We start from the raw sequence: 12,717 nt of genomic DNA on the forward strand, positions 1-12,717 counted from the left end.
TCCTCCTTAAACATTGACAGATCAGTTTCAGTTCAGGTCAATCGAAAAGCAGACCGGATCGGGTTGCCGCCCGGTCTCTCTCAAATTCAATTATTTAAAATCAGCTTTTTGCTCTTCCAAGTGCTTAGGCGTAGTTTCGAACATACTATCGATCAAGCCAGGAATTGTCATTTTTTCCGTTTTCTCAGCTTTTTTGATCTCTTCATTGACTTTTGCCTTCGCTTCTTCTTTTACGCGAGCTGTGTCTTCTTCAGTCCAAAGACCTTTTTTCTCCAGGTATTTCGCAAAGCGGGCAATTGGATCTTTCGCATTCCATTCGCCTTCTTCTTCTTTAGAACGATATTTCGTCGCATCATCAGAAAGGGAATGTGGACGGAAACGGTAAGTAACCGCTTCAATCAATGTGGCACCTTCACCATTACGTCCACGCTCTGCAGCTTCTTGAACTGCTTTAATAACTGCAAGCACGTCCATACCGTCAATTTTCACGCCTTTAATACCAGCAGCTACTGCTTTATGAGCGATCGAAAGAGCAGCCGTTTGTTTTGAGAATGGCGTTGTGATCGCGTAACCATTATTTTGCACAAAGAAAATAACTGGCAACTTGTATACACCAGCGTAGTTCAGACCTTCGTAGAAATCACCTTCGGAAGAACCGCCGTCGCCTGTATATGTAATGACGACTTGTTTTTGTTTTTTCAGTTTGTAGCCCATTGCAATACCCATAGCGTGCAGAATTTGCGCACCAATGATGATTTGCGGCATCAATACGTTAACGCCGTCCGGTATTTGACCACCGTGTTGATGACCACGGGAATACAAGAAAGCTTGATATAATGGCAGGCCATGCCAAACGAGTTGCGGAATATCTCGGTAGCCTGGTGCAATAAAGTCTTCTTTTTGGAGCGCAAATTCGCTACCAACCATTGTTGCTTCTTGTCCGGATACCGGAGCGTAGAAGCCGAGACGTCCTTGACGGCCCAAGTTAACAGCACGGTCATCCCAAGTACGTGTAAATACCATACGATACATAATTTCTTTCAATTGATCATCTGTAAGTTTAGGCAGTTTATCTTTATTGATAATTTCACCATCCGGAGAAAGCACGGACAGAGCCTCAACTTCCTCTGTGTAAACTTCATAAGGAACCTTGCTCATTTTCTTCACCTCAACAAAAAAATTTGAATATCAAGTTCCGCTGTTATAGGATTATTATACACCTGTTATATCGCTCGCGTCAAAGATTTAGTTATTTTTTTTGAGTTTAGCACATTTTTGTGTATGTAACAGGGTGTGTTTTTTACTATAACAGCTTAGTACATGATTGAAATTTTAAACATCTATTGCAATCAGGGTAATCTTAACTTATTGTGATCCTTAATGCAAAATAATACCCAAGAAAGGTGACGAAAAATGACGGATTCTCGGTATTTAAAACGAACCATCCTTAAAGACGAAGTAGAGAGCCGCTTACTTGGCGAAACACGAACTCTCCGGATTTATTTGCCGCCCGGCTATAATGAAATTTTAAGCTACCCAGTTGTCTATTGTCAGGATGGAGAGGAATTCTTCAATTTTGGACGCATTGCAACACACGCCAACCGGCTCATACTGGATGAAGGCGTAGAACCCTTCATTATTGTAGGTGTGGAAGTAAACACCAAGATCAGAACTCAGGAGTACGCTCCCTTCGGTAATCGTTTTGCGGCATACACTGCCTGTTTTGCAGAAGAGATTATTCCCTATGTGGAACAAAAGTATCCTATAAGAAAAGATGCAGCGTCCCGCATTCTAGCTGGAGATTCACTGGGTGGCAGTGTGTCTCTGCACTTGGCACTGTTGTATCCCGAGCTGTTTAACCGCATTATTAGCCTTTCAGGTGCCTACTATGAAGCTTCGCAAGAAATTATTGCCCGTGAGAAAGAACTGTCTCATCTGCGTGTGTGGATGACAGTTGGCCTTCAGGAAGATGCATTTGAGAGTGATACCGGCATTTACAACTTTGTAGAGCTGAACCGACAATGCGCAGATTTGCTGCGCGAGCGGAACGCCGAAGTTTCTTACCGTGAAAAGGATGGCAAACATTTGTGGGGCTTTTGGCAAAACGAGCTGCCTGACGCACTAATGTATTTTTTGGATCACGCCTGAATAATAAAGATCCCAGGCAACGATGAGGAATGGAGCATTGACCTTCGAGGTCATGAGGCTCTTTCCTCTTTCTCGCATTTTGGTTGCGCTTTCAAAAATGTATAACGAAAAACGGCAACGATTGCCGTTATCTGTCGTTCACATTATAGCTTTTCTTCTATGATCTTGTCCAGCAAGGCATTGCATCCCGCGTCCATTAATCGATAGGTCTCCTCAAAATTACCAGTAAAATACGGGTCAGGTACTTCTCTTAACTTTTCTTGAGGAAGCAAATCCATGAATTTTAGAATATCAGCATCTGCTCCACCTGTAAGTTTGCGCATGTTTCGTTCATTAGAGTCATCCATGCACACAATATAGTCAAACGCATCAAAATCACGTTCTGTTATTTGTCGTGCCTGTATACCTTGCTCGCTAATTCCGTGTAGCTTAAGTTGCTTTAGCGTTCCCTCATGCGGAGGATTTCCAATATGCCAGTCGCCTGTTCCAGCCGAGTCCACCTGGATTTCTGCGTCTAGTCCCCGTTCCTTTACCTTATGTCTCAGTATGGCCTCCCCCATCGGAGAGCGGCAAATATTGCCTAGACACACAAACAAAACGTTAATCATTTCATTCCCCTTCCTATTCACGTTACACTTCTTTTTTCTGTTCCATTGTAGCCAGTTCCTCCAAAATTGTGCAAGCCATATTTAAAGCGGTATACTTAAAATGATCGTATATATGGGACCGTATACAGAAAGAAAGGATGTTGGACATGACGAAAAAACGAGCCATTGTATTTTCAGGCGGTCGTCTTATTGAAGAAGATTTACAACAAATACAACCCGATGATTTTATTATAGGTGCAGATAAAGGCGCTCTTTTTCTGATAAAGCACGGTGTTACACCACATGTCTCTGTAGGAGATTTTGATTCGATCACACCTGAGGAACAAGAACAGGTAAAATCAGCAAGCCAACGTATGATTGCCTGCGATCCAGTACATAAGGACCTAACTGATACAGAGCTTGCTTTAGAAATTGCTATGGAAGAACAAGCAGATCATGTACTCTTGCTCGGTGTTACTGGCACTCGAATGGACCACACCTTAGCCAATGTTCAAATATTAGTACGGGCCATGCAGCATCACATTAGTTGCGCTATCATGGACGAACATAATTTTATTGAGCTCACCGGATCAACGCTGGAAATCCAGCCTATGGGCTATACATATACATCGCTCATTCCTTTGACTCCCGAAGTAACAGGTATAGAACTGGAAGGTTTTATGTATCCACTTCACAATGCCACCCTTAAAATGGGACAATCACGTGGTGTAAGTAATAAGCTAACAGCTGAAAAAGGCACGATCTCCATCAAAAGTGGTCTGCTACTGGTTATTCAAAGCAAAGATTAATTATGACATTGTTGTAACTATTACAAAGACTATTCAACCACTCAAAACCCTTGTTAATCAAGGGTTTTTCCGTTTACCCATGTTCAAGAATCCATTTATTTTTTACAAATTGTAATTTTTAATCGTTTTTTAATAATCACGATGTATGCCTTGTCCCACAAGCATTTGAGCATCGTTTTCCAACTATTAGGCGGCTTCAAAACTGTTATACTCAACGCTGTCAGTTAGTTAGCAACTCAGCAAAATATTGCACAAATCATTTTTTGGAGGTACTTACAACATGAATATGCATAAAATCATAAAAAAGGTAATTATCGCAGGAGTCGCTGCCACGATCGGCTTTGGTACTTTTGCCATTGAGGGAACAAATACAGTACAAGCTGCCACTGCAACTACTTCTGTAGGTCAAAAAGTAATTGACTATGGTAAAAAATATATGGGCACTCCCTATAAGTTTGGAGCTTCTACCAGCACCACTCGCAATTTTGACTGTTCTTCTTTTATGAAGCACATTTTCAAGAAATACGGAGTCGATTTGCCGCGCACTTCTGTTGAACAATCTAAAGTCGGACGTGCCGTATCCAAATCCAATTTGAAAAAAGGCGATTTGGTGTTCTTTTCAAGCGGTAGTCGTGCCACAGGACACAACATTACTCACGTGGCAGTCTATATGGGCGGGGGTAAAATTTTACACACCTACGGCGGACCTGGCGTAACCATCTCCGATTTGAACTCTGGCAACTGGAAAAGAACATACATTAAAGCACGTCGCGTGCTGTAATGTAAAACTCATTAGAAATAGGTAAGCCGGAACGAAACGTTCCGGCTTTTTTTTATATCATTTATGCTAACTAATTTGCTTCGGTTGGCGTTCTGAGTGAATAGCCAATGCCTCGTTCGGTTCGAATCATTTTAAATTTTTGCCCTTTATCTACTTTAACCCTCAGATGTCTGATGTACACGTCTACTACGTTCGTATCAGCGATATAATCATGTTTCCAAACGTCCTTTAATATTTGCTGTCTGCTACAAACTTGGTTAAGATGTATTGCCAGATGCAGCAAAAGATCGAATTCTTTCGGAGTTAACTCCAGTTTTCGCTCCCCTCTCCTCACCGTTCTGCTTGCCGTGTCTATATGTAAATCTCCTGCTTCGATTGCCTTCTTCACATCACGTTCAACACCAAAAATTCGTAATAAATTAGCTATTCTAGCCTGAAGAACTCTAGGATAAAAGGGCACTACCATTACATCATGTGCTCCTTGTTCAAAGCAGGAGACAATATGTGCCTCCTCATTTGAAGAAATCATTGCAAGGATCGGTACATGAGGATAGCTCTGCTGCAAAACGCGAATCAAGCCTTGACTATCCGCCTGTTCATTTTTAATGTTCAGGAGTAGCAGACTTACAGGATTCTGAGCTGCATAAGAGCTTACGTATGACATATTGCGAACATGAACCACCTGATAACCCGCCTGCTCCAATGGACGAACGATTACAGCGGGCGCTTCATTTTCATCTACAAGTACAATTAACGGGCTCATCTTTTCACCGACCTGATTTGGACATCGCGTTACATATTTGAACACGAACAAGTTTGTTATAAGCCATTAAACATATTTGTATTAGTGTAACAAAAAAGCAGAAAATCATTCCCTGAAGAATGGTTTTCTGCTTATGGTTTATATAGTTTTTAGCCCAAATAGCGATGATACAGACTTCTTGCTTTCGCCACGTCCTTTGTCCCATGAATCAATACTCTGCCATCCGCAAAAACAACCAAGCGATACTCGTCTACACTAAAGGAAACCAGATACGAATTCCACTCTACGTTCCCCTCGCTCAATGCTGCAAATCTATCTGCTATCTCTGCGAGATCTAGATGTGCCCGGTTCGCGGGTCTGATTTGAACGGTCTCCCTGCCGCACAAAATATCTGTTTTCTGCCGATGAGAGACCGATAAATAGGGATACGTCGGTTGGCTACCACAAGAAGGACAATTCGCCTTTTTAAGACGATCCACTGCTATTGCTACATACTCATTTTTCCACAAATCAAACGAAAGCAACTTCCCTCTCAATTCCTCGGGATATCCACCAAGAAGTTTGAAAGCTTCTGTAGTCTGGTTAGCCGTGACCATTTGTACCGCCTGCGGAATAATGCCGGACGTATCACAAGTCTCCCCTCCAAACGGTACAGTTCCCATCAGACAATGTAGACAAGGCGTTTGACCCGGTAAAAAAGTGTAAGTTACACCGTAGCTACCCACACATCCTCCATAAATCCAAGGAATACGATGCTTGAGTGCCATATCATTCATAAGAAGCCGGGTATCGAAGTTATCGGTTGCGTCCATCATGAGATCCACTCCTTGGATCAACTCTTCCAGCTCTTCTACCCCAACATCCAAGACATGTGCATGTATGACTGTTTCCGAATTAATATCCTTTAATCTTCGCTGGGCAGCTATTGCTTTGGGACATCTTTGCGCAGCATCACTTTCCTGAAAAAGCTGCTGGCGCTGCAAATTGCTCCATTCCACATAATCCCGGTCTACGAGACTTACCGTACCTACTCCTCCACGAACTAGCGTTTCTGCAATACCTGTACCCAACGCTCCAACACCTAAGATTAGTACATGAGAGGAAGCAAGCCGGCGTTGTCCTGTCGGTCCAAAGGGTGCAAACCTTTCCTGTCTGGAATAACGGTCACTTTGTGATGGTTCAGCACCGGATTTTTCAGTTATCCTCATCCCTGAACCATACCTTCTATCGGACTGCTTGCTGAAGCATAACGTTTTACAGGAATCATCCCTGCCTCAAAACCATATCTACCTGCACGTACAGCCAGCTTCATGGCCTCAGCCATTTTCACAGGATCCTTCGCTCCCGAGACAGCTGTATTCAGCAAAACACCATCTGCTCCCAACTGCATTGCCATTGCTGCGTCACCAGGTGAGCGAATACCAGCATCGACAATGACCGGAACTTCCGCTTGTTCAATAATCAACTCTAATGAAAATGGATTGAGCAACCCATGTCCTGTACCAATGGGTGACGCCCCAGGCATAACGGCATGTACTCCGAGCTCTTGTAACCTCTTCGCTAGTATCACATCATCCGATATGTAGGGCAGTACAACAAAACCTTCCTCTAGCAGCTTTTCACTAGCTTTCAACGTTTCAAAAGGGTCAGGCAACAGCGTCTTGCTATCCCCAATGACCTCCACCTTAATCATATCGCACAAGCCGGAGGCTTTTGCCAACTTGGCAATACGGATTGCCTCTTCTGCTGTAGTTGCTCCTGCTGTGTTGGGAAGAAGTGTATACCGGCTCAAATCCAGTGTATCGAGAAAATGCTCCTTGTCCCGTTCCTCCAAATTCAGTCTGCGTACGGCGAACGTTAATATTTCAGTCTCAGCAGCCTCTACAGCTTGGAATTGGATGTCCAGATCCGAGAATTTCCCTGTTCCCAGTAACAGCCGAGAGGTAAAAGATGCTTTTCCAATGGTTAACATGATCAACCGCCTCCTACAAAATGTACAATTTCCAAGCAATCTCCATCCTTAAGCACCGTTTCATGATGATCTTCACGGGTCAATATATGCCGATTCAGCTCTACCACTACGGTTTTCACCTTTAAATCAAGTTCATGCAGCAACTGATCTACACGAGTGATTCGATTAGAAATGGTCATGCTCTGTCCGTTAATGGTCAGCTTCATAAACTTTCCTCCTTGAGAAGTTCAGAAGGAAATTTGCTTATTCCAAGTTCAGCCGCATCTGCCCCTTTAAGCATAGCGGCCATCGCTCGCCCAGTCGCATCACTAAGCAGGACACCGTTGCGATAATGCCCGACTGCAGCATAGGCGCCCTCCACCCCAGGAACAGGACCAATAAAAGGTCGCTCCGCTGCTGCCTGCGGACGTAAGCCTGCCCAAGCACGTATAAAAGCAGCTTCGTGTACACACGGTAACCAAACAGATGCACGTTCCAACAGCCCCTTTAATCCTCCCGCGGTCACCTCTTTGTCATATTGATGTGGAAGACTCGTGGCGCCAATCCAAAGCTCGTTATTCTGTTTAGGTACGAGGTAAACATCGTCGGCATAAATGGTATAATCCAACGGATGATCTTTCAAAGATACAGCTACCGCTTCGCCCTTGACCGGATAAAGTGGATAATCAAATCCAATCTGCCCTAGCAATTTTGAGCTGTCCAAACCTGCGGCAATCACGACCTGATCGCAGGAAAAGAAACCAATGTCCGTTCGCACACCGCAAACTCGACCGCCCTGTATGACCAGTTCCTTAGCTTGAGTTCCAGACCATATTGTTGCTCCCAGCACCGCAGCTGCCCCTGCATAAGCACGGCAAAGCTGGACAGGGGCCACTTGTGTCTCCTTCGAACGATAGATAGCACCAATTACTTGATCTGCCAAGCCCGGAATCCGTCGCGCCACTTCCCTGGCATCCCACCAAACGTGACAATCATCCTCTCGCATCTTAGCAGCATTCCAGCGTTTTTGCCCCTCTGCTTCCGAACGAAAAGGAGTCACAAAGCCTTCTGTACGAAATTGCACTGAAATACCCGATAAACGCTCCAAATCACTGACAAGTTCAGGGAATGCATCTCGACTTGCACGGGCAAATCGCGCCAGCTCATGATCTGTGAATTCTTCACTTTCCGCTGCCAGCATTCCCACCGCTGCTCCAGATGCTCCCTCACCGGGGATCCATCGTTCCAGCATAATTGTACTTCGTCCCTCCTTGGCCACATGATAAGCAATGGAACTGCCGATCACGCCTCCACCTATGACCAAACACTCAGCGTGTGCTATCGCTTTGGTCTCTGTATGTGTCTCTGACATTTATCCCCTGTCTCCTATCTGGTGAGTATTCAACTTTCTTTAGTCCGTTTTCTAGCTTCAGATTCGCGAATTACAAGATCCACCATTCGCCTATATTCCATCGCTGCTGCAATGGGGGACTCAGCTTCCCAAATACCAGACATCACGGCAATTCCGCTTGCTCCTGCATGATAAAGCTCTGGAACATGGTGCGGTTGTATGCCGCCGAGCGCAATCACGGGGATGTCCGACAATCCGCATATGCGTTCTAGCTGTGCTATCCCTCGCGGTACAAGTCCGGCCTTGCAAGAGGTCTCATATACATGACCATACAGTACATAGTCCGCTCCTGCCTGCTCGGCAGCCTGTACCTCCTCCAATGAATGAACAGATACTCCACAGCGTGTGCCCTCTAGCAGTAGACTTTTTGCATCTACTACAGATAACCCATTAGCCGGTAGCTGGACAGCTCCTGCCAAGGTAAGTAAAGCTACGTCCACACGATCATTTACTACAATTTTCTGCAAAGGAACTTTCTGCTCCAGCATGCTACGAGTCAAAGAAAGCAAAGCAGACGCGCCTTTCTGTTTTGAACGTACGTGTACATAGTGAATGTAAGGATAAATAGCGGCAGCCACTTGAGGGACATCTACACAGGACACACTTTCCATCGTGATTACGTGTAATTCGATTTCAATTTCACCTCACTTGAGCTAAAAAATATAATCGTATTAGCTGAACTTATATTGTTGCAGCTCCATATAGGTAATATCATACAGAGCTAGCCACATGTGCCAGCAATAATGAAAGGAGACCCTATGTAAATTCGTCTACGGAAGATCGAACTAATGAAAAGAACGAAACACAAAAAACCACTTCCCTAAGGAAGTGGTTAGACGAACGTTCAAAATCAAACGGACTAATATATCCGTAAACGTATATCGTTCCCCGCACGAACAAAAGTAAAGAGCGTCTCTTGTTTGTACGGTGCTCACTTCCCTACGCTGGCATAACCCAGATCAGGTACAAAGGGTCCGAAATCCATTTATTCCGTCTCAGCCGCATGGGCGGCTCCCCTAGTGTGACTATTTTATTGTATCAGCTAACGATAGCTTAGCATATTTTCCTAATTCTGCAAACCCTATATTGTGTGAAATATGCTAGAACTGGATTTTAGTTTACTTTACTAGACCACTCTTCCACATTCCACGTTTTGGTTACCCAATCTTCGTAAAAGTCCGGTTCGTGGGATACAAGCAATACGGTCCCTTTGTATTCCTTCAATGCGCGTTTCAATTCATCCTTTGCTTTGACGTCCAAGTGGTTTGTTGGCTCATCAAACAGTACCCAGTTGCTCTCACGCATTAATAGTTTACAAAGACGGACTTTAGCCTGCTCTCCACCACTAAGCGCAGATAGAGGCCGTGTAATATGCTCATTCTTCAAACCGCAGCGTGCCAAATGCGCACGTACTTCATGCTGATTCAAATGTGGGAATTCATTCCACACATCGTCAATCGGCGTAATTTTTCCAGCCTTTACTTCCTGTTCAAAATAAGCAGGCTGCAAGAAATCACCTTGATAGGTCTTTCCGCTGATTGGCGGAATTTTTCCCAAAATGGTTTTGAGCAACGTAGACTTACCGACACCATTGCAGCCGACAATTGCGATCTTTTCGCCACGTTCGATCGTCATGGACATTTTAGGCAGAAGGGCATGTGTATAACCTATTTCAAAATCAATACCCTCAAAAACCGTTTTCCCGCTCGCACGGGCTTCTTTGAATTGAAAGGTTGGCTTTGCAGCTTCTTCAGGCTTATCAATACGTTCGATCCGGTCAAGCTGCTTTTCACGGCTTTTTGCACGCCCTGATGTAGATGCGCGCGCTTTATTGCGCTGAATAAAATCTTCCTGTTTCTTAATATATTCCTGCTGCTTCTCATATGCATCAATATGCTGGGCTTTGTTCAGATCCGCCATTTCAAGAAACTTTTCATAGTTAGCTGAATAACGGGTCATCTTAGCAAATTCAAGATGGTAGATGACATTAACGACTTGGTTCATAAATTCAGTATCATGTGAGATTAGGATAAAAGCATAAGGATAATCCTTCAAATATCTCGTAAGCCATTCAATATGCTCCACATCCAAATAGTTGGTAGGCTCATCCAACAGCAATACATTCGGCTTTTCCAACAGCAACTTAGCAAGCAGGACCTTTGTCCGTTGTCCACCACTAAGTGCAGCTACATCCCGATCCAGTCCGATGGCAGAAAGCCCTAATCCATTCGCCATTTCTTCAACCTTCACATCAATGAGATAAAAATCCCCCATATCCAGTTGCTCTTGAATTTCTCCCATCTGTTCCAGCAGAACTTCCAACTCTTCGGGAGAAGCATCTCCCATTTTGTCCGTAATCTGCATCATTTCCTTTTCCAGCTCCAACAGAGGAAGAAAAGCATCTTTTAACACATCACGTACTGTTTTACCTGGTGTCAGCTTGGTGTGCTGATCCAGATAACCATAACGCACACGTGGAGTCCATTCCACTTTGCCTTCATCCTTAAGCAATTTTCCAGTCAGAATGTTCATGAGTGTCGATTTACCAACACCGTTAGCTCCTACCAATCCTACACGTTCCCCCGCAAGCAATCGAAAGGAAACATTTTTAAATAATGCACGGTCCCCAAAGTTGTGGGATACATTTTCTACAGTCAATAAACTCATAAGCTGTTTTTGGCTCCTTATTGTCATCGGCGCTGCCGACTGTTCTTATATAATACATTTGATTTCTTTCAAAGCTTTATTGTAGCACATCCAGTCACCTTATCGGAATATGAAAACAGCGAATTTTAAGGTTTTTCATATGGTCATCAGTATGATCAACCCAGTATGTTAGTAAGTCAAATAGTCGCCAGCATTACTTCACAAGAAAAGAGCGACTAGGAGTGTGCGGAACATCCATTTTCTAATGTTGGAACCGACATGGGCAGATGTGCATATACTTTCTAAAAACTAACATTGGGAGGAATAAACTTGTATCAAGTACCTTTTTACTGGGGAAATTCATATTATATGCGGGCCGATTTTGTACCGATCTGGAACACAAGCTTTCAGGAAGCAGTACAAATGATAAAGGAAGCGGTACAAGGGGAGCGTAACGATGAGTTGTTCTACAGTGAATTGATCAATTTGGCTCCCTCACAGGAGCAGGTGGCTATTATTGAAAGCATCCGTAACGATGAGCGCGCCCATAACAAAATGTTCAGAGAGATGTATTGGGCTTTAACAGGACAGGAGATTACAGGTATCAGTAGTGAGAAATATGAAAAGGTGCACTCCTATGTCGAAGGTCTGCAGCGCGCCTTGATGGGAGAGCTGGGTGCGGTAGAACGATACCGCAACATCTGGTTTGGATTGCCTACTGGCATCTATAAGGACACGGTGTACGGTATCATCTTGGATGAGCTTAAGCACGCTGCCAAATACAATTATCTGATTACATTGAATCTCAAGTAGTTATTTTCTGAAAATCAATACTATTCCATATCAATTGGATGCTGAATATTATCCTTATAATCATCCACATAAAGTTGGCCGTTGCTGCCTTTAACGGCATAGAATACATCCTCTAACTTTTTGCCGCGTGCTTTGAGTTGGGAGTTCATCCAGGATTCAGAAATATGGTTGGAGTCTAAATTGCCATGCAAAAGCTGTCCGTCGATTACAAGCTCAATTGGGAACTGTGGGGCATTGCCTGCATTCAACTGTAGGTCTTTTAATGTCACGGCTTGCAGTTCCTTCTTCTTTTGGGCAGACAATTTTCCGTTAATCTCAAGTAGGGCGTACTCCACTTCTTCTACATTAAAAATATCTTTCTCGCGAAGCTGTTGGTTTAAAGAATCCAATGTCATATTATTTTTTTTCAAGTTATCTTCGAGAATGAGCCCTCCTTCGATGAGAACGGTGGGGGTTCCTTCTGTCCACATCTTAAAGCTTCTGAATTTCAAAAAAAGCTTGGCTAAAACATAAGAAGTAATTGTAAAAACGGACAGGGCTATTAATAGGTGGATAACTTCTATTTTTTCGTTAAATGCAAAGTTAGCCGCCATAGCTCCTAATATAACTGCCGTTACGAATTCATGAAAGTTCATATTGGAAAGGGTTTGCTTCCCTAATATTCTCCCAATTATCATTAAGATAAAGAATGCTGAAAAACTTCTGATTAAAATAACGAGATGGTCATTCATGCAAAAGCCTCCTTGTTAAAAAATTGCAGATATTAGTATATATACTCCCCCCTTCACTAGAGTAATATACCTATGGG

The 12,717-nt window shown here is 43.6% G+C and carries 14 protein-coding genes and 1 riboswitch; of the genes, 4 read left to right on the forward strand and 10 right to left on the reverse strand.

Annotated features, from left to right (window positions below):
• Nucleotides 1–90: 90 nt before the first annotated feature.
• Nucleotides 91–1,158, reverse strand: a complete 1,068-nt coding sequence (gene pdhA, locus FKV70_RS04025; RefSeq protein ID WP_013371457.1) for a pyruvate dehydrogenase (acetyl-transferring) E1 component subunit alpha — start codon at nucleotides 1,156–1,158, stop codon at nucleotides 91–93.
• Between the two features lie 255 nt (nucleotides 1,159–1,413).
• Here pdhA and FKV70_RS04030 point away from each other — a divergent pair, with 255 nt between their 5' ends.
• Nucleotides 1,414–2,148: an alpha/beta hydrolase gene (locus FKV70_RS04030; protein ID WP_142611903.1), complete on the forward strand. Its 735-nt coding sequence runs from the start codon at nucleotides 1,414–1,416 to the stop codon at nucleotides 2,146–2,148.
• Between the two features lie 143 nt (nucleotides 2,149–2,291).
• Here the strand turns inward: FKV70_RS04030 and FKV70_RS04035 are convergent, their stop codons facing one another.
• A complete protein-coding gene (locus FKV70_RS04035; RefSeq protein WP_142611904.1) occupies nucleotides 2,292–2,756 on the reverse strand; it encodes a low molecular weight protein-tyrosine-phosphatase in 465 nt (154 codons plus the stop codon).
• Between the two features lie 146 nt (nucleotides 2,757–2,902).
• Between FKV70_RS04035 and FKV70_RS04040 the strand changes: the two genes are divergently transcribed.
• Both FKV70_RS04040 and FKV70_RS04045 read left to right on the forward strand, forming a co-directional pair.
• The gene (locus tag FKV70_RS04040; protein WP_142611905.1) at nucleotides 2,903–3,544 is read left to right on the forward strand and encodes a thiamine diphosphokinase; all 642 of its coding nucleotides are present in this window, start codon (nucleotides 2,903–2,905) and stop codon (nucleotides 3,542–3,544) included.
• A gap of 280 nt (nucleotides 3,545–3,824) precedes the next feature.
• Nucleotides 3,825–4,325: a C40 family peptidase gene (locus FKV70_RS04045; protein WP_063212643.1), complete on the forward strand. Its 501-nt coding sequence runs from the start codon at nucleotides 3,825–3,827 to the stop codon at nucleotides 4,323–4,325.
• Between the two features lie 70 nt (nucleotides 4,326–4,395).
• On the opposite strand, the gene FKV70_RS04050 is transcribed toward FKV70_RS04045, so the two are convergent.
• The 7 genes from FKV70_RS04050 to FKV70_RS04080 form a co-directional block, all read right to left on the reverse strand.
• On the reverse strand, nucleotides 4,396–5,088 hold the full coding sequence (locus FKV70_RS04050; protein WP_142611906.1) for a response regulator transcription factor: 693 nt from the start codon (nucleotides 5,086–5,088) through the stop codon (nucleotides 4,396–4,398).
• Between the two features lie 149 nt (nucleotides 5,089–5,237).
• Nucleotides 5,238–6,296: a ThiF family adenylyltransferase gene (locus FKV70_RS04055; protein WP_142611907.1), complete on the reverse strand. Its 1,059-nt coding sequence runs from the start codon at nucleotides 6,294–6,296 to the stop codon at nucleotides 5,238–5,240.
• Entirely contained in the window at nucleotides 6,293–7,060 is a 768-nt protein-coding gene (locus FKV70_RS04060) for a thiazole synthase (RefSeq protein ID WP_142611908.1), read from the reverse strand. The genes FKV70_RS04055 and FKV70_RS04060 overlap by 4 nt, the downstream gene beginning before the upstream one ends.
• Nucleotides 7,061–7,062: 2 nt before the next feature.
• The gene (gene thiS / locus FKV70_RS04065; protein ID WP_013371465.1) at nucleotides 7,063–7,266 is read right to left on the reverse strand and encodes a sulfur carrier protein ThiS; all 204 of its coding nucleotides are present in this window, start codon (nucleotides 7,264–7,266) and stop codon (nucleotides 7,063–7,065) included.
• Nucleotides 7,263–8,411 carry a glycine oxidase ThiO gene (gene thiO, locus FKV70_RS04070; RefSeq protein ID WP_142611909.1) on the reverse strand — a complete coding sequence of 383 codons (1,149 nt, stop codon included), beginning with the start codon at nucleotides 8,409–8,411 and terminating at the stop codon, nucleotides 7,263–7,265. Before thiO ends, thiS begins: the two co-directional genes overlap by 4 nt.
• A 29-nt stretch (nucleotides 8,412–8,440) precedes the next feature.
• On the reverse strand, nucleotides 8,441–9,061 hold the full coding sequence (locus FKV70_RS04075) for a thiamine phosphate synthase (protein WP_142611910.1): 621 nt from the start codon (nucleotides 9,059–9,061) through the stop codon (nucleotides 8,441–8,443).
• A 308-nt stretch (nucleotides 9,062–9,369) separates the two neighbouring features.
• A riboswitch (TPP riboswitch) is annotated at nucleotides 9,370–9,478 on the reverse strand.
• Between the two features lie 85 nt (nucleotides 9,479–9,563).
• Entirely contained in the window at nucleotides 9,564–11,117 is a 1,554-nt protein-coding gene (locus tag FKV70_RS04080; RefSeq protein ID WP_064796511.1) for an ABC-F family ATP-binding cassette domain-containing protein, read from the reverse strand.
• Nucleotides 11,118–11,465: 348 nt separating this feature from the next.
• Here FKV70_RS04080 and FKV70_RS04085 point away from each other — a divergent pair, with 348 nt between their 5' ends.
• Complete coding sequence (locus tag FKV70_RS04085) at nucleotides 11,466–11,909, forward strand: ferritin-like domain-containing protein (protein ID WP_063212658.1); 444 nt, start codon at nucleotides 11,466–11,468, stop codon at nucleotides 11,907–11,909.
• Between the two features lie 20 nt (nucleotides 11,910–11,929).
• Here the strand turns inward: FKV70_RS04085 and FKV70_RS04090 are convergent, their stop codons facing one another.
• A complete protein-coding gene (locus FKV70_RS04090; protein ID WP_063212636.1) occupies nucleotides 11,930–12,640 on the reverse strand; it encodes a DUF421 domain-containing protein in 711 nt (236 codons plus the stop codon).
• Nucleotides 12,641–12,717: the final 77 nt, after the last annotated feature.

Origin of the sequence: Paenibacillus ottowii (genome assembly GCF_006874425.1) — a bacterium.
Classification (GTDB): Bacteria; Bacillota; Bacilli; order Paenibacillales; family Paenibacillaceae; genus Paenibacillus; species Paenibacillus ottowii.